General features: G+C 59.0%; 23 protein-coding genes. 11 read left to right on the top strand and 12 right to left on the bottom strand.

The annotated features are described in order from the left end of the window. Nucleotides 1-24: 24 nt before the first annotated feature. From FHT85_RS20190 to FHT85_RS20165, 6 genes are all read left to right on the top strand, one after another. Nucleotides 25-1197 (top strand): polysaccharide biosynthesis/export family protein, encoded by a 1173-nt coding sequence (locus FHT85_RS20190; RefSeq protein ID WP_112411375.1) that lies wholly within the window; start codon nucleotides 25-27, stop codon nucleotides 1195-1197. A 122-nt stretch (nucleotides 1198-1319) separates the two neighbouring features. After that, a complete protein-coding gene (locus FHT85_RS20185; protein ID WP_246780041.1) occupies nucleotides 1320-2183 on the top strand; it encodes an FkbM family methyltransferase in 864 nt (287 codons plus the stop codon). 43 nt (nucleotides 2184-2226) lie between these two features. Beyond that, complete coding sequence (locus tag FHT85_RS20180; protein WP_112337151.1) at nucleotides 2227-3552, top strand: glycosyltransferase family 4 protein; 1326 nt, start codon at nucleotides 2227-2229, stop codon at nucleotides 3550-3552. An 18-nt stretch (nucleotides 3553-3570) separates the two neighbouring features. Next, nucleotides 3571-4620 (top strand): hypothetical protein, encoded by a 1050-nt coding sequence (locus tag FHT85_RS20175; RefSeq protein ID WP_112337150.1) that lies wholly within the window; start codon nucleotides 3571-3573, stop codon nucleotides 4618-4620. Between the two features lie 225 nt (nucleotides 4621-4845). Beyond that, entirely contained in the window at nucleotides 4846-5577 is a 732-nt protein-coding gene (locus FHT85_RS20170) for a response regulator (RefSeq protein WP_112411426.1), read from the top strand. After that, nucleotides 5574-6839, top strand: a complete 1266-nt coding sequence (locus tag FHT85_RS20165) for an ATP-binding protein (RefSeq protein WP_112414975.1) — start codon at nucleotides 5574-5576, stop codon at nucleotides 6837-6839. Before FHT85_RS20170 ends, FHT85_RS20165 begins: the two co-directional genes overlap by 4 nt. Before the next feature lie 771 nt (nucleotides 6840-7610). Here FHT85_RS20165 and FHT85_RS20160 read toward each other — a convergent pair. From FHT85_RS20160 to FHT85_RS20145, 4 genes are all read right to left on the bottom strand, one after another. Then, nucleotides 7611-8225, bottom strand: coding sequence for a hypothetical protein (locus FHT85_RS20160; RefSeq protein WP_112411378.1), 615 nt, complete (start codon nucleotides 8223-8225; stop codon nucleotides 7611-7613). Nucleotides 8226-8486: 261 nt separating this feature from the next. Beyond that, nucleotides 8487-8648, bottom strand: coding sequence for a hypothetical protein (locus FHT85_RS20155; RefSeq protein ID WP_181476469.1), 162 nt, complete (start codon nucleotides 8646-8648; stop codon nucleotides 8487-8489). An 82-nt stretch (nucleotides 8649-8730) separates the two neighbouring features. Next, complete coding sequence (locus FHT85_RS20150) at nucleotides 8731-9582, bottom strand: helix-turn-helix transcriptional regulator (RefSeq protein WP_112411379.1); 852 nt, start codon at nucleotides 9580-9582, stop codon at nucleotides 8731-8733. 70 nt (nucleotides 9583-9652) lie between these two features. Beyond that, nucleotides 9653-9880, bottom strand: coding sequence for a DUF1127 domain-containing protein (locus FHT85_RS20145; RefSeq protein ID WP_112411380.1), 228 nt, complete (start codon nucleotides 9878-9880; stop codon nucleotides 9653-9655). Nucleotides 9881-10099: 219 nt separating this feature from the next. On the opposite strand from FHT85_RS20145, the gene FHT85_RS20140 reads away from it, so the two are divergent. Then, on the top strand, nucleotides 10100-11245 hold the full coding sequence (locus FHT85_RS20140) for a M24 family metallopeptidase (RefSeq protein WP_112411381.1): 1146 nt from the start codon (nucleotides 10100-10102) through the stop codon (nucleotides 11243-11245). Between the two features lie 19 nt (nucleotides 11246-11264). On the opposite strand, the gene FHT85_RS20135 is transcribed toward FHT85_RS20140, so the two are convergent. From FHT85_RS20135 to FHT85_RS20110, 6 genes are all read right to left on the bottom strand, one after another. Beyond that, complete coding sequence (locus tag FHT85_RS20135) at nucleotides 11265-12323, bottom strand: ABC transporter ATP-binding protein (RefSeq protein WP_112411382.1); 1059 nt, start codon at nucleotides 12321-12323, stop codon at nucleotides 11265-11267. A 4-nt stretch (nucleotides 12324-12327) separates the two neighbouring features. Next, nucleotides 12328-13158, bottom strand: a complete 831-nt coding sequence (locus tag FHT85_RS20130) for a carbohydrate ABC transporter permease (protein ID WP_112411383.1) — start codon at nucleotides 13156-13158, stop codon at nucleotides 12328-12330. Between the two features lie 3 nt (nucleotides 13159-13161). Further along, nucleotides 13162-14097 carry a carbohydrate ABC transporter permease gene (locus tag FHT85_RS20125; RefSeq protein WP_112411427.1) on the bottom strand — a complete coding sequence of 312 codons (936 nt, stop codon included), beginning with the start codon at nucleotides 14095-14097 and terminating at the stop codon, nucleotides 13162-13164. Nucleotides 14098-14187: 90 nt separating this feature from the next. Then, complete coding sequence (locus FHT85_RS20120; protein WP_112339263.1) at nucleotides 14188-15447, bottom strand: ABC transporter substrate-binding protein; 1260 nt, start codon at nucleotides 15445-15447, stop codon at nucleotides 14188-14190. Between the two features lie 41 nt (nucleotides 15448-15488). Next, on the bottom strand, nucleotides 15489-16655 hold the full coding sequence (locus FHT85_RS20115; RefSeq protein WP_112411384.1) for a PLP-dependent transferase: 1167 nt from the start codon (nucleotides 16653-16655) through the stop codon (nucleotides 15489-15491). Continuing rightward, entirely contained in the window at nucleotides 16652-17347 is a 696-nt protein-coding gene (locus FHT85_RS20110; RefSeq protein WP_112411428.1) for a FadR/GntR family transcriptional regulator, read from the bottom strand. The genes FHT85_RS20115 and FHT85_RS20110 overlap by 4 nt, the downstream gene beginning before the upstream one ends. A gap of 193 nt (nucleotides 17348-17540) precedes the next feature. On the opposite strand from FHT85_RS20110, the gene FHT85_RS20105 reads away from it, so the two are divergent. Together FHT85_RS20105 and FHT85_RS30845 are read left to right on the top strand one after the other, a co-directional pair. Continuing rightward, complete coding sequence (locus tag FHT85_RS20105) at nucleotides 17541-17795, top strand: hypothetical protein (protein WP_112339266.1); 255 nt, start codon at nucleotides 17541-17543, stop codon at nucleotides 17793-17795. Between the two features lie 370 nt (nucleotides 17796-18165). Next, entirely contained in the window at nucleotides 18166-18300 is a 135-nt protein-coding gene (locus FHT85_RS30845) for a hypothetical protein (protein WP_015343038.1), read from the top strand. A gap of 33 nt (nucleotides 18301-18333) precedes the next feature. On the opposite strand, the gene FHT85_RS20100 is transcribed toward FHT85_RS30845, so the two are convergent. Both FHT85_RS20100 and FHT85_RS20095 read right to left on the bottom strand, forming a co-directional pair. Next, nucleotides 18334-19536 carry an amidohydrolase family protein gene (locus FHT85_RS20100; RefSeq protein WP_112411385.1) on the bottom strand — a complete coding sequence of 401 codons (1203 nt, stop codon included), beginning with the start codon at nucleotides 19534-19536 and terminating at the stop codon, nucleotides 18334-18336. 60 nt (nucleotides 19537-19596) lie between these two features. Next, nucleotides 19597-20310 carry a GntR family transcriptional regulator gene (locus FHT85_RS20095; RefSeq protein ID WP_112411386.1) on the bottom strand — a complete coding sequence of 238 codons (714 nt, stop codon included), beginning with the start codon at nucleotides 20308-20310 and terminating at the stop codon, nucleotides 19597-19599. A 266-nt stretch (nucleotides 20311-20576) separates the two neighbouring features. Here FHT85_RS20095 and FHT85_RS20090 point away from each other — a divergent pair, with 266 nt between their 5' ends. After that, the gene (locus tag FHT85_RS20090; RefSeq protein WP_112400366.1) at nucleotides 20577-21665 is read left to right on the top strand and encodes an ABC transporter ATP-binding protein; all 1089 of its coding nucleotides are present in this window, start codon (nucleotides 20577-20579) and stop codon (nucleotides 21663-21665) included. Between the two features lie 29 nt (nucleotides 21666-21694). After that, nucleotides 21695-22993 (top strand): PotD/PotF family extracellular solute-binding protein, encoded by a 1299-nt coding sequence (locus FHT85_RS20085; RefSeq protein ID WP_112400365.1) that lies wholly within the window; start codon nucleotides 21695-21697, stop codon nucleotides 22991-22993. The last annotated feature ends 69 nt before the right edge of the window (nucleotides 22994-23062 follow it).

Raw genomic sequence — 23062 nt, 5'->3', positions numbered from 1 at the left:
CCTCCATGCCAATCAGGATCATCGATGCCGTTGAAGTTCGGATTATTGTGCGTTCTTGCCTGCGTTCTTACGGGCTGTGGATTACCGGAGGCCGGCCCCAAGGCCTCCCGCATATTGGAGGAGGCAGCTGCGCGCGCCATGCCGCCATTCGCGGTGGTCGATGTGGCATCGACGGCGATGGTCAAGAGCGTTGCACGACCTGAAGCCAGCTTTGCCGCCTATTTCGGCCAGGGCGCACGTGATCCTGGCTTAAGGATCGCGGTGGGGGACGTTGTCTCGGTCAGCCTCTGGGAAGCACCACCCGGAAGTTTGTTCGGGATGGCCTCGAGCGCTTCGGGTCAGCAACAGGCGACCGGCAGTTCGGTGACGATCCCGCCGCAAACCATCAACAGCGATGGCACGATCAGTATTCCCTATGTGGGCCGGATCACGGCTGCCGGCCGCACGCCAGCTTCGGTGGAAAAGGCGGTGGTTTCCGGCCTGACGGGCAAGGCGGTGCAGCCACAGGCATTGGTGACCGTCCAGCAAAGCTCATCGAACACCGTCACGGTTACGGGCGAGGTGGCCGGCGGTGCACGCGTCGCACTTTCGCCCGCCGGCAGCCGGGTGCTCGATGCTATTGCCGCGGCGGGAGGATTGCGCGCCGGCGTCAACGATAGCGTCGTCTACCTGACGCGCGGCGGACGAACCATGCATCTGCCTTTTACCGCGATTGTTCAAAATCCGCGCGAAAACGTGAGATTGCGGCCCGAAGACGTCGTTACGGTGGTGCGCGAGCCGGTTACCTACACGATTCTTGGCGCCTCAGGTCAGAGTGGCGAAGTCCCCTTCAGTGTTCAGCATTTGACCATGGCGAACGCCGTTGCACGTGCGGGAGGCTTGCAGGATAGCCGCGCCGATGCTTCTGGCGTCTTCCTTTTCCGCTACGAGCCGATTGAGGTTGCCCGCCGCATCGTTGCGCCGAGCAATCCGTTGCTGCGCCGTGGTGGACCTGTCCCGATCGTCTACCGGTTCAACCTGAAGAACGGCTCGACGCTGCTTGCAATGCAGAACTTCGAGGTTCAGCCGCGAGATATAATTTATATCTCCAATGCCTCGTCGGTCGATATTCAGAAGTTCATGGGCCTCTTCCAGGGGGTTACCGGGACGGCTCTGTCGGCGGCATCGGTCGGCATCTCCGCGTCGGCAGCAAACTGAAGACGACGGAGCAAGTGCCTGGAACGGCCGGAGGCGGATGATCTCGCTGCGATCGAGGGAGCTTCCTGATGCTGCCCGGCTTGCGGAATGCGTTACGGGCATGCTGGAACGAGAGAGGTACGATGAGTTCTTCTGCACTGCTACATCTTCATGAATTGATGGCGTTCGATCGGCATCAGGCCGAAACGGCCATCTTGCAGCGCGTGAACAGCGCCTACCTTGGAAACCACACCGCTTTGGTGCGCGTACTCGGTCGCTACAAGCTCTATGTGGACACCCGAGATAGAGGTTTCGGATCTCATGTTCTTCTGGACGGCTTTTGGGAAATCTGGCTGACGTTGTTTTGTGCGCGCAACGTCAAGCGCGGCATGACCGCGATCGATGTCGGCGCGAATTTTGGCTATTACTCCCTTCTGCTTGCCGAACTCGTCGGCACAAGGGGCGAACTGATCGCCGTCGAACCCAATCCCCATGCCGCCGATTTCCTGCGTCGCAGCGTCGAGCTCAACGGGCTGCTCGGACGGACGAGGATCGAAACATCGGCGCTCGGTGCAACAATATCGGGAGAAGCCTCTTTATATGTTCCCCATAGCGAGCCGAAGAATGCGCAGATCGTTTCGGAAATGTTTCAACCTCGCCCACAAGACGGCGTTGTCATCAAGGTCCCCGTGACAACCCTCGACGGGATGAGCGCAGCCTGCTCGCGTGTCGATTTCATCAAGATCGACGCGGAGGGGGCGGAGGAGGTGATACTCGAAGGAATGGCCGAGACCATTGCCCGCCATAAGCCAATGCTCGTGGTCGAATTCAATCCTGCCCGCTATGCCGACGCATCCGGTTTTCTCGAACGGCTTGCTGGCATCTACGGAGCAATGCGGCGTCTCGATTTCAGCGGCGAGGCAGTTCCCATCACCAGCCAAGACCTGCTTTCGAAATACGGGGCCGACGATTCGCTGCTCGTTCTTTCGCGCGACAAGCCGGCTTGATCGAGAGTGGTGAGAGTTCCCAAATGCTGAGGGAGAGATAGGAATGAGCCAGACGATCCTTTACGACGGTCTCAATCTTTCCCTCAAGAAGGGCACCGGGGTTGCGACCTATACCCGTGGTCTGATGGCGACGGCACAGTCCCTCGGCTATCGGACGGGCGTGGTCCATGGAATTCCCGGAAACGTTCCGACGGACCCAGTTTTGCGGGAAGTGCTCCTCTTCGATGACGCCAGTGCTCAAGTCCCCGGAACGATTTCGGTAGCAAAGCGCTGGCTGCGGCGCCGCATCGCCGCCCCGTTCGGCATCACTCCGGTTCCGATCCCTTTGAGCGGCACCGTCATTGTGAAATCCCTTCAATCGCAACTTGGTGCGGCCGACACCATTTATGCCGCCAACGATTTGTTCCAGCTCGCGCGCTATCATTTCAAGCGTTACGGCAACAATCTGACCATGAAGTTCGAGACGCAGCCCGATCTTCTTCATTGCACCTATCCGATGCCGATCGCGGCAAAACGGGCATTGAATGTCTACACGATCCACGATTTGGTCCCCTTGCGGCTGCCTTATCTGACTGAGGACAACAAGCGCTATCACTACAAGATGCTGCGCTCTCTGGTCCGGCGAGCGGATCACATCGTGACGGTATCGGAAACGTCGCGGGCCGATATCATCAAGGTTCTCGGCGTCGACGAGGCGCGGGTCAGCAATACCTACCAGGCCGTTCAGGTGCCGGAGCGGCTTCGCGAGAAGCCGGACGATGTTGTGGCGGACGAGGTTGCCGGCATCTTCCATCTCGATTGGAAGGGCTATTTCCTTTTCTTCGGTGCCTTCGAGCCGAAAAAGAACATCTCTCGGTTGATCGAAGCCTATCTTGCCGCAAAGACGGACAAGCCGCTCATCATTGTCGGTGCCCCCGGCTGGAAGGGTGCCGAGACGCAGCAGCTGATCGATGACGACCGCTTCCGCTTCTATCTTCGCGCGGAGGACCGCATCCTGCCTCAACGACAGATCCAGCGTTTCGACTTCGTGTCCTATCCCTTGCTGATCAGCCTGATCAGGGGAGCGCGTGCGGTGCTATTTCCTTCGCTTTATGAAGGCTTCGGGCTGCCCGTACTTGAATCCATGCAGCTTGGAACGCCTGTTCTGAGTTCCACGGAGGGATCAATTCCCGAGATAGCCGGGAATGCGGCGCTGCTGGTCGATCCCTATGATACGGAAGAGATGCGCAAGGCGATCGTCAGCCTGGATCAGGACGACGGGTTGTGCGCCTCATTTGCCAAATCCGGGCCCAGGCAGGCAGCGCGTTTTTCGCCGGATCGATATCAACAGAAGGTTGGCTCGCTTTATGACAGCCTCTTCAACGGATAATCAAACGAGGAGTGCGTCGTGACCATCCTCTTTGCATTCGGAATGCCGGGGGTCATGTCCTCCTGGGGCGTTGCAGCGGTTCACGCCCTGGCCCGCGAAGCCTTCGGCGATTATGCGGTCATTGCCACCGATACTGTGGAGGATCTCAAGCAGCACGTCCTCGCGCGATCGGGCGCGCATGCCGTTCTCGTCTCGCAGTTTCCCGAAGCACGGCTATCGGAACTGATCCTCAGGGTCAACGTGCCGTTTCTGTTATTTCTCGAAGATCCCCTCGACGCTGTTTCCTACCTCGCTCGTGCGACCGGGCAGCGAGATATCGGTTTGGTCAGGGCTGTTTCGGCAAGCCTTGCCTGCCTCGAGCCGCTTGCGGGCGCTTCCGGGGCGTTGGTCTTACGTCGCGGCGATGTCGATCAAAAGGGCAGCATAGATCTATTGCTGAAGACCATAGACCGGCATTTCAGCACCGATCTTAAACTGGAGCAGATAGCCAACGCGCTGCTGCATGTCGGCATGGCGCCTGCCGGACAACCACCGCATAAAGCACCGAAACTGGAGGAAGCCGCCGCGGCTGTCATTGCGGGCTATCTGACACCGCAGGAGGCGGTTCCGGAGGTCAGCGAGGGACTGCGCGAGACGGCAAGGAAGGTTCTCCGTCCCCTTGAATTCGACCGCCGTAAAGTTCCGAGCACCGTCTTCTGGCCGCAAGAAGCGTTCCTATCAGGCGATAGTTTGGGGCAGGCTCTGGACGATCTTGTCGATCTCACCGGTGGCGCTCGCTGCCTCATCTATGGCCCCTATCTTCACCTGCCGACGGGGCGCTGGAATGCGAAATTCATTTTCGATGTCGACGAAGATTGCCAGGGGCAGATCTTCACCGTAGAGGTACATGCTGCCGAATTGCTCGGTCGCCTGCGTGTGTGCCCGCAAGGCACCGGCTCATTCGAAGCGGCAGTGCCGATCGATGTTGTCGATCCGCGTGCGCCGATCGAAATCCGATTGATGATGGATAGCGGCGCCATCGAGGGGCGTCTTTCCGCCTGGAGCGTCGAGTGGCTGCGAGCGGCCTGACAATCGGCTCTCGTCGTTGACAGCTGCATGCGAGCAGGGCTGCTGCGCCGCCCGCGGGCCAATGGATTCACTTTATCACCCGTTATTTTGTTGCTCAGCGTTTCTGACGCCCGGAATTTTGTAAACCAATGTTTCGCGGCGGAAATTTCCGTATTGGTGCCGCAAAGTCCTTCTTTTCTGGGAAGTCATAGTTTGTATAAGGATTGAGAAAACGGAATGAAGCCTATGAACGCGAGCGCCGCACCGGATATTCTGATAGTCGATGACGATCATGAAATACGCTCGCTCCTGAGCCGATATCTCGAGGAACAGGGCTTTCGCGTATCGACGGCGAGCGATCTTCGCTGGTGCAACGACGCGCTCAACCGGCGGAACCCCGATCTTCTCGTTCTTGACGTTATGCTGCCGGATGGGTCGGGTCTCGATCTTTGCCGCGATCTGCGAAACCGGCGCCCTCGCGTGCCCGTCATTCTGCTGACCGCCTTGAAGGAGGACATCGATCGCATTCTTGGCCTGGAGATCGGTGCTGACGACTACCTCGGCAAGCCTTTCAATCCACGCGAATTGGCTGCGCGCATCCGCGCCGTCCTGCGTCGGACGAATGAGGATTCGTCCTCGGAGCCCGAACAGAGGCGCTATCGATTTGCGAACATGATGCTCGATCCACAGCTTCGCAGGGTTAGTAGAGACAGCGGCGAGGCGATTTCGCTGACTGGCGCCGAATTCGATCTTCTCAAGGCGTTTCTGGAGCGTGCAGGCCGGCTCCTGTCGCGCGATCAATTGCTTGATCTCACGCAAGGGCGTGATCGCGACCCCGCCGACCGTTCCATCGATGTCCTGATGAGCCGACTGCGCCGCAAGCTCGGCGAGACAGCGGGAGATCCGATCTTCAGAACGATCCGCAACGGTGGTTATCAGCTGGTTGTCCCGGTGATGGCCAGTAAAGGCGATTCATGAGGTCGCTTGGTGCGCGGCTGGCGCTGCTTTTAATGACGGCGATTGTGCTGGTTGTCATTTCCTCGTCCTTCGTGGCAAGCCTTGTCATGCGCGGGCCACGTCCGGATATGACCGTCGAACGGATGGCGCGGCAGCTTTCCATTCTCGCCACCTTTGCCGAGAAGGACAGAACCACAACGGCATCGGCGGGGTTGGTCGTTGCTCACAAGCCGGCTGAAGGCCAGCGCGACGAAGAGCTGTCGCGCTTTCTGATGGAGGCGCTGCTTCGAATAGCGGGCATGCGCGAAGCCACCATAGTGCGCCAATCGACAGGCGAGATGATTGCGTCCCTGAAGCTCTCCGACGGTAATTGGCTGATCATGCCGCTGCCGGAGCATGGACCCCCGCCGGGCGGATGGAAGATCCTGGTAGGCTGGCTCGGTCTCATCATAGTCGGCAGCGTGCTGGTTTCCATCTTTGCCGCCTCGAAAATCATGAAGCCGCTACGTCTGCTGGAGGAGGCCATTGCGGCGGTCAATCCCGACGGCACCCTGCCTCATATAGCGGAAAGCGGGCCAGGTGAAATTCGCGCGACGGCCCAGGCGCTTAACGGCCTGTCGGCCCGGGTGAAGGCGGCAACGGAAAGCCGCATGCGCCTTGTTGCTGCCGCCGGACACGATCTGCGGACGCCAATGACCCGCATGCGCCTGCGGGCAGAATTCATCCGGGACGACGAAGAGCGTCGCAAATGGCTTGCCGATCTCGCGGAGCTCGACAGGATCGCCGACAGCGCAATCGGGCTGGTCCGAGAAGAGATCTCCAGGGACAGCTCGGAGCAGGTCAGGCTTGACCAGATCGTCGACGATATCGTTACCGAGCTGAAGGCGATCGATATGAATGTCGCGAGCGGCGAACTGGAGCAGGCAACGATCTGCGCCGGCCCGCTCGCCATCACAAGAGCCCTGCGAAACTTGCTCATCAATGCCGCGACCCACGGCCAGTCGGCCATGGTGACGGTGACGCATCTTGGCGATAGAGCCGTTGTGCGCATTGTCGATACCGGCCCCGGCATTCCGGAGGACCGGCTGAACCAGGTGTTCGAACCCTTCTTCAGGATCGATATCGCAAGACAAAGGTCTTTTCCGGGGGCCGGTCTCGGGATGGCTATTGCGCGCGAAATCATCAACCGGTTCGGAGGCGAGATCAAGGTACGCAACCGCCAGCCACGCGGCTTGGAGCAGGTCGTATCGTTCAAAAACGCCGAGGCCAAGGTCGTCAGCTAGCGCGCGGCTCGAGCCGATTCATTGTTGCAGCGCCATCTTTTGCGAAGCCGCGAGCAGCTGGCGGTACATTCGCGCTATCACAAGGTTTTACTTGGGTAAAACACCCGGGAACTTTACTTGAAGCAATATTGAAAATAAGGTTACAGAACTTATCAAATAATTTGCCGCAGTGGAAAAGCCAAGACATTAAATTTCGTAGAAATGCCTCATTTCAGCAATCTTCCGAAATGTTCTGGCCGGCAACTGATGTAAAATTGCAGCCGATCAGCCGCTTGACTCGAGCAAGCTTTGGTCGCCCCGCATACCCGGCTTCGCCATTACGCCCCCAACACGAATGGCGAAGCCGGATTCGCTCTCGGCCACGGTCATCAATTTTTCTCGAAAATATCAGTTTCTTGATAATGTCGCTGCGAAGTCCAGCAAGACGCGTTGTGGACCCGCAGGTGCGGGAACATTGAGATGCCATAGTGTTCGGCATCCTGTTCTCAGGAAGCGGGCGATCCCAGCCTTATTGAGCGTGGAGGCAAGTTCCGGCCCGTTGATGGGGATCTATCGAAGCCATCGTTTCTTCCCTCGAAGAACGACCACAGTGCTCACACGCCATTGGTCCGGGAGCGCCGGGCGGGGCGTTCCCGGACCGTTCGGCCCATTGTCGGGCCGCTCCTTCCAGCCAGCTGAGGCGTCCGGGGGGATCTCAATTGGATGGAAGCGGAGAGGACATAGTCCGCCGTAGCAAGGCGAGGGGGGCTTTTCGCCCCATCTCCTCATCGATCAATGGAATGGATGCGGACCTGCGACGAGTGATCGCTCAGCATCTTCCAGCTTGGCGAGCTGATCGGCATTCAGCACGTTGCGCAGAGCAGCAGCCTTGTCCTTCAGAGCCTTGGCTTTGGTAGCGCGATCCAGCATGTGATCGGCTAGGCGCTCTCCGAAAAGCAGAACTTGGCCGTCGCCGCCACCGGCCGTCGGGGGAGCCGCAGCCCCATCCGCAGCCCGCTGCTCGGGCGGCTCATGCTTCGGAGGGGTGAGAAGATCGATCAGAGCACCGGTATAATCCCTCCATGCGTCGAGCTGGTTGCCGCGGACACCGATGAGCGTTTCGAGCGCTGATAACTCACCGGCAATCATCACGGCGGGATTCGGCCCATGCGGGAAACCGGGCGGCATTGGCATGCCGCCGCCGAAGCCGATCATTGGCCCTTCGGGATGACGGCCCCAGAAATCCCGGCCGTCCGGTGGCGGGCCAGCTGGATCCGGCTGAGCGATCTGGACGTCCACAGGCTTTTGCTGGTCGCATGCGATATCCGGACCTGCGGCATAAGCCGAAGCGGCAGTACCGCCAATTGCCGTTGCAACCAATGCAGCAGCGATAAGTCGTTTCCTCATGATCAATGCCTTCGCTATGAGCAACTGCTGCGAAAGCTAGGGCGCTCGTATGAATGCAATACGTCGCTATATTTCTGAGTTTTTCCCGCGAAAGGAATGTTGCGAATGAATTTTGCTGATGGGTCAACAGCAATACTTTATTACAATTTCCTCTATTCTCGCCTTAATTTCACGTCCCGATGTCATGACGAACAGGCGCAGCCATTTGCAGCTTGCAGATGGGGAGGGCCTCCTTTTGATTAGAAGCTCTCCCCTGGTGTCTTATTCCTTGGCTCCGGAAGTTGCTGACGTCGATTGCCCGGCTTCCTTCAAGGCAGCCGCACATTCCTCGCAGCATACCTCGACCGATTTGCCGCCAAGGTTGACCTTGATCGTATCTGCGCCGAGTTCACAATCACAGGCAGCACATGTTGTTTTCTTCATATCATGATCCTTTCCTGATCGATCCCCTTGCCGGGGTAGGATCATAAGAGCACCGATCATTATGTCGGCGCTGTCGGAATCTTTAGCGAACCGCGTAGCGCTTCGGCTTCAGCTGCGCCGAACGCTGAAATTCCGCCGGTGTCTGCGCGTAGGTCTGTTTAAACGCAGCACTGAAATGGCTGTGGCTGGAAAAGCCGAGATCGAGCCCGAGCATGGTCAGGTCGTCATAGGCGCCGAGGAGATCGAGCGCGCGTGCCAGCCGCAGGCGCAGCTGATAGCGATAAAGCGGAATGGCTTCTACCTGTTGGAAGACTTGCGTCAGATAGACGGGCGAGACGCCGACTTCTTTTGCGATCTCTGCAAGCGTCCAGCGGCGGGCAAGATCGGAGGACAGAACGAGCTTTGCCCGGTCGACAAGCTTCTGCCGACCGTAACTTGCGCCCGCCGCATGCGACGTCCGCTCGCCGAGAGAACGGCGCACCAGGGTCAACGCCAGCGTTTCGGCTTCAAGGCTCTCGGCTATATTGCGGCTGAGCCCATGGCGAAGCATCGCCACGAGTGCCTGCGCACGTGGATCTATGCGTCGGCGCTGCCGACGGAAGATGACGCTTTCGCCGGACTGAACCTGCTCTTTCGGCGCGAGCTCGTGAAGGACGCTCTCATCTATACTGAAATCGAGACAGGAATCGCCACCATCAACGGGATGACTGATCCGATATCCCTGTCCCTTATTGAAGAATAATACCTGATTTGCTTCCGCAACGGTATCACTCTGGTCGACGTGGCGCTTGAAAACGCCACGATAGGGATAGACGAGGCTTGTCTTGTGGGCGCATTCCTCACCGCTCTTATGTCGGCATTCGCCATTGCAGACGATATCGCGGATGAGGACGGTTTTCGTCTTCAGCAGCAAGGCGGTCGTAATTTCTGACATGCCGAACTTCCCCATCCCGGCGTTGACGCCCGCCACACCAGTGAAGCCTAACACATCCTGCGCCATCTTTTTAGTAGCGGCTATAAATATGGACATCGCTTCCATTCTGGCCGCGGGAAAGGCCAATATCTTTCAATTGATCGTCCGACAGCCCGAGAAGCGCATTGCGGTTCCTGCGCTCGACCATTTTGCGTACGAGCATACGTACAAGGTCCAGCAAGGTCGAGAAAGACGCGAGTCGAGTCTTGCGGAAGGTGCTGGCCTGTTCGGAAGAAGTGATGATGCTTGTGGCTTGCATGGTGATACTCCATCGGTTGCTTCGATGAGAGCAGTGAACCACTGGAGCCGTATTCGCGCTGTCAAATAATTTAGCTATCGAACGGGGCGGCGACCTTCGGAAAGGCAGTAGTTGTATTTTCCTTGTCGACATACGTCTTGCAGGAGCGATAGTGTCGGTACCGCTCCACATGGCGGGACGATAAGCTGTGCAGGGCGAAGAGTATTGAGGAGAGTAGGAATGTCGTGGCAACACCCAGTACCCCGGATTTCAGCGGAGGAAAGACAACAGCGCCTTTCAAGGCTTCGAAAGCTGCTTGATGCGAATGGATGGGCCGGCATGCTGCTCGGGCCGACCGAAAGCCTCCGCTATTTCACCGGCCTAGTCTGGCATGCAAGCGAGCGGTTTCTCGGCGCATTGGTGACGCCGACAGACCTCTACTACATTGTGCCGGGCTTCGAGCGCAGCAGGGTTGAAACCCTGCCGCATCTGCCCGCCGAAATTCTTGAATGGCAGGAGGAAGAGAGCAGCGCGGCATTCATAGCCCGCGTGCTGGGAGATAAGGGCATCTTGGCGCTCGACGACAACATGCCGCTTTACTTCTACAACGCGCTGGCCGCCGAGCTTGGAGCTGAAAGGCTTGTGAACGGCGGGCCGATCATCAATGGCCTGCGCCGGATCAAGTCCCCAGCCGAAATCGCGCTCATTCAATATGCCATGAACCTGACACTAGACGTGCATAAGCAGGCGCATGCCCTGCTCAAGCCAGGGATTCTCGCATCGGAAGTGGTCGAATTCATCGACCGGCGTCATCGCGAGGCAGGCGCCGATGGCGGCTCGACCTTCTGCATCGTATCCTTCGGCGAAGCCACGTCCCTGCCGCACGGCGCGGATGGCGACCAGACGCTTGGCGAAGACGACGTCATTCTCGTGGATACGGGCGCTCGCATCGACGGCTATCATTCCGACTTGACGCGGACATACAAGCTGAAGAGCGGCGACAGCGCCTTCGAAGATGCGTGGGCGATCGAGCGGGAGGCGCAGCAGGCCGTTTTCGACGCGGCAAAGCTGGGCGCTGCCTGCTCCAGCCTGGATGATGCGGCCCGCGCGGTGCTTGCCAGGCATTCGCTTGGCCCCGACTACAAGCTGCCGGGACTGCCGCATCGTGCCGGTCACGGCCTTGGTTTGGAGATTCATGAGGAGCCCTACATCGTGCGCGGCAACGCGACGGTGCTTGAGGCCGGCATGTGCTTCTCAAACGAGCCGATGATCGTCTTTCCGAAGAAATTCGGCATCCGACTGGAGGACCACATCTATATGGCGTCGGATGGGCCGCACTGGTTCACGCAGCCGTCCAGCGGGCCGACCGAACCGTTTGCGAGCTGAAGTCTTAGTCGGGCGGCCGTCAAGCCGCCCTTTTTCCATCCTCATCGAAGACATGCAGATGCTGCGCCGGGAAGGCGACGTGGACCTGCGTGCCCGCGCTCAAAGCGGTGCGATCCAAGGTGAACACCTTGAACGGCAGGCCGTGCAGCGAAAGATGCAGGATGATGCCGAAGCCGGTAGGCTCAATCAGCTCGACATTGGCGGCCATGTCGGACGGGTTGGACGACAGCACGACATGCTCCGGCCGAATGCCGAGCGTGACCTTCGCAGCGGTTGCCAATTTTAGCGGCTCCGGAAGCGAAACGAGTGTGCCATCCTTGAGCTGGACAGCATTGCCCTCGTAAGTCGCATCAAGGAAGTTCATGCCGGGTGAACCAATGAAGCCGGCCACGAAGAGATTGGCGGGGCGGTCGTAGAGTTCGAGCGGGCTGCCGACCTGCTGAACGACCCCGCCATGCATAGCGACGATGCGATCCGCCAGCGTCATCGCCTCGATCTGATCGTGAGTGACATAGATCGACGTCGCTTTAAGATCGCCATGCAACTTCTTGATTTCAGCGCGCATCTGCTCGCGCAGGCGCGCATCGAGATTCGATAGCGGCTCATCGAAGAGAAAGGCCTTCGGCTGGCGAACGATGGCGCGGCCCATGGCGACGCGCTGGCGTTGGCCACCGGAGAGGGCCTTCGGCCGGCGCTCCAATAGCGGATCGAGACCGAGCTTGGATGCCGCGCCGGCGACAGCCTTGGCAATGCCATCCTTGGCCACCTTCCGCAACCGCAGGCTGTAGCTCATATTGCCGGCGACATTCATATGCGGATAGAGCGCATAGGACTGGAAGACCATGGCAATGTCGCGGTCTTTCGGATGCAGCTCGTTGACACGATTGTCGGCAATGCGGATTTCGCCGCCGCTGATGTCCTCAAGGCCGGCAATCATCCTGAGAAGCGTAGATTTGCCACATCCGGAAGGACCGACGAGGACGACAAACTCGCCGTCCTTGATCCTGAGATCGATGTCATGCAGCACCTGCACGTGGCCGTAGGCTTTCTTGACGTTCTGAATATCGATCGATGCCATGTGACTAACCCTTGACCGCGCCGGCCGTCAGGCCCTGCACGAGATAGCGTTGGATGAGCAGGAAGAAGAGGGCCGCGGGAATGAGCGCCATGACGCCCGCCGCCATCATCTGTCCGAAATCCACCGAGAATTTCGAGACGAAGGTGAGAAGCCCGACCGGGAAGGTCGCAGCCTGATTGCCGTTGATGAGCATCAGCGCAAAGAGAAGCTCGCTCCATGCCGCCGTGAAGACGAAGCCGAGGGTGGCTGCGATACCGGGCAGCGTCAGCGGCAGGATGATTTGCCGGAAAGCCGTGAACTGCGTTGCGCCGTCGATCATGGCTGCCTCTTCCAGATCCTTCGGAATACCGTCGAAGAAGGACTGCATCAGGAAGGTGGCGAAGGGCACGTTGAAGGCCGTGTAGACGATGACGAGGCCGGTTAGGCTGTTGGTCAGATGCAGCGGCGTCAGGATCTTGAAGATCGGTGCCACAAGCATGACCAGCGGAAACATCTGCGTCAGCAGCATCAGCGCCACGATCCAGTATTTGGCGCGGAAATTGAAGCGCGAGAGAGCATAGCCGGAGAGCGACGCACAGATGGTCACGGCAATTGCCGTCGAGCCGGAGACGATGAGGCTGTTCTTGAAGAAGGTCGGGAAGTCGCTGTGCTGCAGCACGAAGGCATAGTGTTCCCAGGTCGTGCGCGACGGCCACATGCGCACGCCTTCGGTATAGAGCAGATCGTTCGGCGTCACCGACACTTTCAGCAGCCAGAAGAGCGGGAAGAGCGCGAAGGCGACGTAGCAAAGAATTGCCAGGCGATGCGCGACGGTTGGGAGGACGGATCGTCTCATGGCTCAATCCTTGTTCAGCAGGGTCTGCCGCAGCAGGATGATCAGCATCGAATAGCTGAGAAGGAGAACCAGCAGAACCAGGGCGATGGCCGAGGCATAGCCGAAATCCAGCCGTTTGAATGCCTGCGTGAAGATGTAGCTGGCAACGATCTGCGTGCGGTCCGCGGGTCCGCCGCCCGTCATGACGACAATCAGATCGGCGAAGTTGGACACCCAGACAGTGCGCAGGAGGACCGTGATGGCGATGGTCGGTGCGAGGAAGGGAAGCGTGATCGAGCGGAAGCGCTCGAACCAGCCGGCGCCGTCGATCGAAGCGGCCTCATAGAGATCGCGCGGGATCGCCTGAAGGGCCGCCAGAAGCGTGATCGCGAAGAAGGGAATACCCCACCAGACATTGGCGATGATCGGCCCCCACATCGCATAGTTCGGATCGGAGAGAATGTTGCCCGGCTCGCTCGTCAGGCCCATACCATAGAGCCAATGCGGTATCGGGCCTATAACCGGATTGAAGAGCCACGACCAGTTGAGGCCGGCGAGGAAAGAAGGAACAGCCCAAGGCAGGAACACCAGCGCCTGAACGATCGATCTGCCGAAAAAGGGCTTGTCCAACAGAAGTGCCAGGATCAGCCCAAAGATGAACTGCAGCACCACGGAGGCGCCGGTCCACCAAAGTGTATTCTTCAGCGCCCAGTAGAAGGCCTTATCCTTGGACAGATCGCGAAAGTGCTCGAGGCCGATAAAGCCGCCGGAAAATGGATTGAGCAGCTGAATATCGCGAAAGGCGTAGGATATGCCGATCGCCAGCGGCACCAACATCACGGCGATGATCAGAATGAGGGCAGGGGCGCTGTAGAGATAGGGTTCCGAGGCGTCGGCGAGGCGCTTCAGCCACGGCCTACGGTCGTGACGCCTGTCGAGCGTGTCGGTGATCGAAGTCATCTGCAAGAGTTCCCATTCGCGGCGTTCGAACGCCATCTGTTTCAAGTGGGCAGAGATGGCGGCGGATCGCTCCGCCGCCGCATGTACGTTCTATTTCTTCGCGAGGAATTTCTGCTGGGCCTTGGTCAGGTAATCGGCCCATTGATCGGCCAGATCCTTAGCCGAGATATCGCCGAGCAGCGCCTGCTGCGACGTCTTGATCGCCAGCGAATCCTTGAAGAAGGCGAATTCCTCAAGATAGGTCGGCATTACGGTTGGCACCGTGTCCTTGTCGGCCAGTTCTTGGAACCAGCCCTTGAACTGATCGCCGGCATAGAAGGGGTCCTTTTCCGCCGCCGTGTAGGCCGGGAGCGCACCGATCTTCTTGTTCCACTCGAGATTGCCTTCCTTGCCTTCAAGGGTTGCAATCAGCTTCCAGGACAGATCCTTGTTCTGGCTCGTCGAGAACATCGACCAGCCGGCATAGCCAATAGTCGGGAAGGACTTGCCATCCGGACCCTTCGGCAGCGGTGCAACGCCGAAATCATCCTTTTTCATGCGTTCCGCAACGGCGATCAGAGCATCCGGATCCTGGTCGAGGAAGGCACAGGTGCCGGAATAGAAGCCGGCGACGACTTCGTTGAAGCCCCAGTTGACGCTATCCTTCGGCGCATAGCCCTTCTTGTAGAGATCGACCATCCACTCGATGCCCTTCGCCCAGCCCGGGCTGTTCATCGTCGACGTGCCGTCATCCTTGAAGTATTTGTTGTCGCCGGCCATGGAGGCAGCAAAGATCATCCAGCCGTTGAGACCGCCCGGACCGCCGCGCATGCAGTAGCCGTATTTGCCGGGCAATTTCGAGATGGCCTCGGATGCCTTGACGAATTCGTCCAACGTCTTTGGCGGTTCGGCGACGCCGGCATCCTTCAAGATCTTCTTGTTGTAGAACATGGCGCGCAGATAGAAGCCGTAGGGCAGCATATAGGCGGTGTTCTTGACATCGCGACCGAGTTGAAGCGCGCGCGGCGTCAGTTCACTCGTATGCTCCCACTTCGCGAGGTAGGGCTCGAGGCTTTCGAGCATGCCGTTATTGCCGTAGAGCGACAGCCAGGTATCAGGCATTTCCATCACGTCGGGCGTATCGCCGGCCGAAACCATGGTGGCGAACTTTTGGAAGGCTTCGTTCCAGGGCAGGGAGATGATGTCGACCTTGGTACCGGGATTCGCGGCCTCGAATTTGGCAACGATCGACTTCAGCGTCTCGGTACGCTCCGGGCTTGTGATGACTTCCACGAGTTTCAGCGTCGTATCGGCGAAGGCTGTGCCGCCCATCAAGGCGGTAAAGAGTACTGCTGTTATCAGTCTTTTCATGTTGGTTCCCCTTTTTAGGTTTTCCTCTCAGATTGACGATGTCACGAGGCGGCGGCGATTGCCTCCTCGAGTTCCTTCCACAAAGCCTCGGTTCCTTCGAGACCGACATGCAGACGTACGGAGCGCGGGTTGATGCCGAAGGTATGCGCAGAATTCGGCTGTGCCTTTTGCTGCAGCACGACTTCGCCTGGCACGATCAAGCTCTCATGCCCGCCCCAGCTCACCCCCAGCTTGAAGAGCGTGAGGTGATCCGCGAATGCGCGCACGTCCACGCCTTCGCGGAAGATGAATGAAAACAGGCCCGAAGTGCCGTTCAGGCCGGCAGGCAGCCGGTTGGCGAGACCCGGATGGCAGACCTGCTCGACGACATCGAGCTCCTGCAGCCGCTTGGCGATCGTCATCGCCGCCGCCTCATGCGCCTTCATGCGGATCGGCAGCGTGCGCAGGCCGCGGATCAGGAGCCATGCGTCGAAGGGCGAAAGCTTGCCGCCGAGATAAGGATAGGCTTCGGCTCTCAGCCGCGCGATCATCTCCTTCGAACCGGCGACGACACCGGCGACCACGTCGCTGTGCCCACCGAGATATTTCGAGGCGGAATGGATGACGAGATCGACACCGAGTTTCAAAGGCTGCTGGAAAAAGGGGGTTGCCCAGCTGTTGTCGATCATCGAGACGACGCCGTGCTGTTTGGCGAGTGCGGCAAGTGCACCGACATCATGCGCTTCCATGACCCAGCTCGTCGGGCTTTCCATGTAGAAAACCTTGGCGCCGGGAAGCGCCTTGGCGACAGCCTCCTCATCGCGGCCATCGACATAGGTCACCTCGACCTTCATGCGTTTCAGAACCGTGCCGAAGAGGCGGAAGGCATCGGGATAGACGTGCTTGACTGCAACGATACGGTCGCCCGGCTCGACAAAGCTTAAAACGGCCGACGATATCGCGGCCATGCCGCTGGCAAAACCGAGCGCATCCTCGGCACCCTCGAGCTTTGCCAGCATTTCCTCGAACAGACGCACCGTCGGGTTGAGGCCACGCGTATAGGTCGGTCGCACCTTTTCGCCGCGATAGGAGGCGATCATCTCGTCATAGCTGGAAAAGGTGAAAAGCGAGGTCTGGAAGATCGGCGGCACTACGGCATCGGCGAAGTTGCCGTCGTCATGGGCAGTGATAAGGGAGGCAAGTTCGAACGGCTCTAACCCGTCAGTCATTTGGACATTTCCTTGATGTCTTCCTCGACCACGTCGAGAATTTTCAATGTTTCGACGCGCGCAGCCTCGGGATCCTGGTCGGCGATCGCGTTGAACAGCGTGCGATGATAGGGGAAGGACCGGCGGGCAAAATCCTGCCGGTCGAAAGGATGCTCCCAGAAGCGCTCGAAGGTTTCGCGCATCTGTTCGAGAAGTTGCCGGAACAGCGGATTGTGGGTGGCGTCATAGACGGCAAGATGGAAGGCGAGGTCCTCAGGCCCGGATGTGCCCTTGGCCATGTGCACGCGCTCCATCTCGTTGAGCTTCTCTTCGATGATGACGAGGTCTTCGTCGGTTCGCTTTCTCGCAGCCACCATGCCGGCTTCACATTCGATGCCGCGGCGGACCTCCAGCGTCTGCAACAGCGCATCGCGCAGGTGTGACGGGTTGAAGGAAAGCGGCATATGGATCGTCGCCTTCGAAACCGGCTTCAGCAGGTAGGTGCCGCTGCCTTTGCGCGTTTCCATGACGCCGAGCGCCTGGAAGTAGGTGATTACCTCGCGAATGGTGGAGCGTCCTACCGAAAGGGCGGCCATCAGCTCGCGCTCGGTCGGAAGCCGGTCGCCGGCCTGTAGCTTGGACGATTCGATGAAGGTCGACAGCGCCTCGATGACTTGCTGCGTCCGGTCGATGGAAGGAAGAGGGCTAAGCATGGGTTTCGTCATGGATGGTAAATTGGTCTGACATCTGCCATCTGGTCAATCCCTTTTTCTCGGCCCGGTCATTTTTCCGGCCCTTAAATTTTTAAGGGCGCAATGTGAGCGGCAACGAAGGTTGTTTGCGACCTTCAAGACTGCCGACAGCGCTGATAGAAGGAACGTGTTGTGAGTCCCGGGCTGGAAGAGAATGGCCGCAAGAGATCGATATTCACGGAAGCTGGAATGCGCGAAATGCGACCATACCGGCTTTGCCGAAGTCTCCGAAACTGACGATCGTCGGGCGATGAGCCGCGATTTCAAGATAGACGAGATGCCGCGCGGCTTTTCCACGGAACGGCCGTCGACCGATCCGCGCAAGCATATGGTCCGCTGCCGATGCGGCTCGGTGTTTCCTTTCGAGCAGGACACGGTCTATGCACCGGGCGGCGAGCCGCGGCGCTGAGTAAGCGTATCCAGAAAAGAAAAAAGCCCCGCACAGGCGAGGCTAAGCTTGTGCCGCTCCGGGGAAATCGGAAGCGACGCGGCATTGTCTAACGGGCGCCTTCTCTCCCGACTAGGTCAGTTTTGGCGATAGCGGTACGCTCAAGGAAAAAAGCATTTATTTGTAAAGCGCGGTCAGTTTGCAGACTTCCCTCACTGGCTGCAAAGCCATGGCCGAACCATCGTGCCGTGCAATCTGTTCAGCTGGCATTCATTTTCACGCGGGCAAAAAGCAATGACCGCAACGCCTTGCGGTCGTCGAGGCCCGGCTTCCATTGGTTTTCGGGCCAAGTTGCCGGGCCTCGCAGACACTGAGAACCTTGGATACCCACATGCGCCTGCTTCGTGCCTTCATCGATTGGATTTGCCGGAAGCGGCAGCCGGAACAGGAAACGCTCCAGCACTCCGCCGATGATCCGTGGGTCCTGCAGCAGATCGAAAAATTCGAACGTGAGTTGAAGCGCTAGCAGCGCTTGCCGATTCGTAGCACTAGTGCTCGGTCAGCGCCGCAGGACGGCCCCGTCTCTGGCGACGAGCTTGCCCGCCTTGTAGACAGCGCGTCCTTTCGGCACAGCAACGACGGCCTCCGGAACGTGGTCTGCCTTCAGGGTAACGAAATCGGCTTTGGCACCGATTTTCAAGCCATAGCCCTCCAGGCGCAAGGCCTTGGCGCCGCCTTCCGTCACCACATCGAAGGCGGTCTTCAATTCGTCGTCGGTATAGAAGCCGGACCGATAGCCAATCATCATGGCGCGGCCCAGCATGTCGCCATCGCCATAGGGCCACCATGAATCGCGGATATTGTCGCTGCCGCTGAAAACGGTGGCACCGGCAGTCCGAAGCGGGGCGACGGGCGGGAAGGTGTGGGCGCCGGGTGCGTTGGTCATGATGGAGACACCGCTCTCGGCGATGAGAGCCGCGGCACGCTTAGCCGCCTCGATCGAGAGATCGCCAAGACCATAGGCGTGGCTGATCGCGACATGTCCGCCCATGGAGAGCGCGCGGGTGCGAGCGCAGATCTGCTCGATGGTGAAGAGCCCGAGCGTGCCGCCGTCATGAAGATGGATGTCGACATCGACGCCATGCTTCTCGGCGACGCCGAAAACGACATCGAGATGTTTTTCGACATCACGATCGAAGCTTGCAGGATCGAGCCCACCGACGAGATCGGCACCCATGGCGATCGCCTGATCCAGAAGCTCGGGCGTGCCGGGGCTTTTCAAAATGCCGCTTTGCGGAAAGGCAACGAGCTGGATGTCGATCAATCCGCGGTATTCTTCGCGTACGGCAAGCACAGTCTCCAGCGACTTCAATCCAACGGAACCGTCCACCATGACATGGCTGCGCATATATGTGCTGCCATTGGCGATGCAGAGGTCGAGCTGGTTTCTGGCCCTTTCGTCCATCGGTGCGGCCTGCGCCATGTTTTGCGCCTGGAAGGCGACGCGCTCGTGGACATCGAAGCCGTTGGTGCAGGGCTTGTGCGGTATCCAGGCGTCACCGTAGAAGCTGGTGTCGAGATGAATGTGCCCTTCGACGAAGCCCGGCACCACGAGGGCGCCTTCGAGGTCGATGAGCTCGGAGGCAGAGATCGGCGCTCCGGTCTCCGTGATCGACACGATCCGCCCGCCCGTGACGCCGATATCCTTGATAGTGCCATCGGCAAGCTTGGCCCGGGTGAAGAGCGTTTCGATCGTGCTCAATTTTTTCTCCTTGAATCCATGGCTACCGGTCGGGCGCGAACCGTCTGGATGACGGATATCTTACCGCTCGAACGCTTCTTTCAGGCCGAAGCTCTTGCGCTCACGTAGGTCGAGATCGGCCTCGATATGGGCGATATGATGAAGCATTAGGTTACAGGCTGTGTCGACATCCTTGCGCTCCAGTGCGGTGATGATATCGCCATGCTCGGCATGGCCGCAACTGGAGGCGCTTGATTGTCCGTAGAGCGCGATTACCAGCGAGGAGCGGGCGACAAGCTCCTCCATGAAGCGCTGCATGATAAGATTGCCCGATATCGACGCGAGCATGAGATGAAAGTCGCCCGAGGCCTTGATCTCGGCCCGGCGCGCGGGTTGACCGCGCTCTCCCATCAAGCGGCCTTCTTCCACGAGGAGCTGCCGGAGCTGTGCGAGCTGAGGTGCGGTGATACGTTCGGCTGCCGATCTCAGTATCCCCGGCTCGACCAGGCGACGCGCAGCGAATATCTGTCGCGCCTCCTCGGGCGATGGATAGGCGACGAAAGCGCCTCGGTTCTTTTCGACGCTGACGAGTCCTTCATAGGAAAGAGCCTGCAGGGCGGCACGTGCCAGAGTCCGGCTGACGCTGAAGAGAGCGCCGACATCGCTTTCGGACAGTTTCGTTCCGGGTGCGAGCCGGCGCTCGACGATCGCGTCGCGAATGGCCTCGCGGATCTGTTGCGCGCCGCTGTCGGTAGCGTCGCCGGGCGTCAAAAGCGCATCTGCTGAAGAATTCATGATCGGTAGCCTGAGTAACTGGCTGCAATGATAGACAGGTTTCGCGCGGAAGTTAAACGAAATCTGATGCAAACGGAGCCAAAATTGTATACGATATTTTGCATAAATCGCGCACAATAGCCTATTTCCTGTGCAGATTCATGACTGCCTATTGGGAAGCACAATTTCTCTCTCGGGCTAAAATTAAGTAAATTCAGTCTGTTAGTCATTCTCCGCAAAACTGGCACGATTGATGCAATGTCTTTCCCAAACCACAGGGGAAGATGATGTCGAAAGCGGCAGAGATCGATATAGTGTCCGTTTCGAAGGTCTACGGCACGACTACGGCAGTCCATGCGATCAGTCTGAAGATACCGGCGGGCTCCTATTGCTGTTTCCTCGGCCCATCCGGTTGCGGCAAGACATCGACCTTGCGCATGATTGCGGGTCACGAGGGGATTTCCTCGGGCGACATCAGGCTTGGCAATACCGTCGTCACCGACTTCCCGCCCGCCAGACGTGGCACGGCGATGATGTTCCAGTCCTATGCGCTGTTTCCCCATCTGGACCTTATCGACAATGTCGCCTTCAGCCTGAAGATGAAGGGTGTCGACAAGGAGGAGCGCCGCGCGAAGGCGCTCGACATGCTGAAGCTCATGCAGATGGAAGCCTATGCGACCCGCCGTCCGGCTCAGCTCTCAGGCGGACAGCAACAGCGTGTCGCGCTGGCCCGCGCCCTGATCACCGATCCGGAAGCTCTGCTGTTGGACGAGCCGCTGTCAGCGCTCGATCCCTTCCTGAAGATCCGCATGCGAGCAGAACTGAAGAAGCTGCAGAAGTCGCTCGGTATAACTTTCGTCCATGTCACGCACAGTCAGGAAGAGGCCATGGCGCTCGCCGATATCATGGTCATCATGAATGACGGCCGGATCGAGCAGGCGGGATCGCCACGGGAGGTTTTCGAACATCCCGCGACGGCTTTCGTTGCCCGCTTCATGGGTGACCATAACGTCTTGTCCGGTCGCATAACGTCGAGCGAAGACGGCGTGATCACCATGACCGCGCCGGAAGGGCAGGGCTTCTCGGTGAAAGGGGCAGGTCGCGCCGTCGGCGAAGCCGTAGACATCGCCGTGCGCACCGACCGCGTTCGGCTTTCGCAGCCATCGGAAAAAGGGCTGGGCTTCAACGGCGTCGTCTCCAATGTCGAATATCGCGGCGCAACGCTGAAGATCACCGTCATCGGCGCCGGTAGCGACGATTTCACCGTCATCGCAAGCAACGACGATGCTGCCGCCAGATCGATCGCCGTCGGCGACGCCGTCTCACTGAGTTGGGCTCAGGAGGATGCAATCCTTCTCGGCCGTGTATCCGCATGAATCCAAACTATCAAAAAAGGGGAACTGACATGACGACTGAAACCAAGACTACCAAGACGACGAAAGGCATTTCCCGCCGCTCGCTGCTGAAGACCGGCGCTGCCGCTCTCGGCGCCATGGCCGGCTCCGGCGCCATCACCGGCTTTCCGACCATCTGGGCGCAATCGAACATCACGTTGCGCCAGTTCGGTACCGGCGTTTCGAACATCAATGCCATTGCGGAGAAGTGCAAGGCCGATCTCGGCATTACGCTCGAGATGACGGCGACCGATTCGGATGCCGCGGCACAGCGAGCCGTGACGCAGCCGAACAGCTACGATATCGCCGACATCGAATACTGGATCGCCAAGAAGGTTTTCCCGACCGGCGTCATGCAGCCGATGGACGTCAAGAAGCTCAAATATTACGACAAGATCGTGCCGCTCTTCATCAACGGCAAGCTGAAGCCCGACAGCGTCATCGCGCAGGGCACGGCGCCGCACACGGTGGGCTTTGTCGAAGGGCAGGGCTCGAAGAAATTCGCCAAGGAGCCGACGCAGTGGATGACGATGGTTCCGACCATCTATAACGCCGACACGCTCGGTATCCGTCCCGATCTCACCGGTCGTCCGATCACCAGCTGGGCCGACATTCTCGATCCGGCCTTCAAGGGCAAGACCGCGATCCTCAATATCCCGTCCATCGGCATCATGGACGCCGCGATGATCATGGAAGCTGCCGGCAAGATCAAATATGCCGACAAGGGCAACATGACGAAGGCGGAAATCGACAAGACCATCGACTTCCTGATCAAGACCAAGGGCGATGGCCAGTTCCGCGCTTTCTGGAAGTCCTTCGACGAGAGCGTCAATCTGATGGCATCGGGCGAAGTGGTCATCCAGTCCATGTGGTCGCCGGCGGTTGCCGCAGTCCGCTCCAAGGGTATTGCCTGCACCTTCCAGCCGCTTAAGGAAGGCTATCGTGCCTGGGGCGGCGGCCTCGGCCTCGCCTCGCATCTCAAGGGCGCACAGCTCGATGCGGCTTATGAATATATCAATTGGTACACCTCCGGCTGGGTCGGCGGCTACCTCAACCGTCAGGGCTATTACTCCGCCTGCATGGAAACGGCCAAGAACTTCATGTCGGCCGACGAATGGGGCTACTGGATCGAAGGCAAACCGGCGCAGGGCGATATCCTCTCTCCGGAAGGCAAGGTGATGGAGAAGGCGGGTGCCGTTCGCGATGGCGGCTCCTTCGAAACCCGCATGGGTGCCGTCGCCTGCTGGAACTCGGTCATGGACGAGGACCGCTACATGGTTCGTCGCTGGAACGAATTCATCGCTGCCTAAGCTGCGATCGATCATTTCCTCTCCCCTTCAAAAACGGGGAGAGGATCCTTGCAATGGAGAGGCCGGACT

This window comes from Rhizobium sp. BK312, from assembly GCF_014193605.1.
Classification (GTDB): domain Bacteria; phylum Pseudomonadota; class Alphaproteobacteria; order Rhizobiales; family Rhizobiaceae; genus Rhizobium.
The sequence above is the reverse complement of the archived record's forward strand: the minus strand, read 5'-3'. Positions and strand labels throughout refer to the sequence as shown.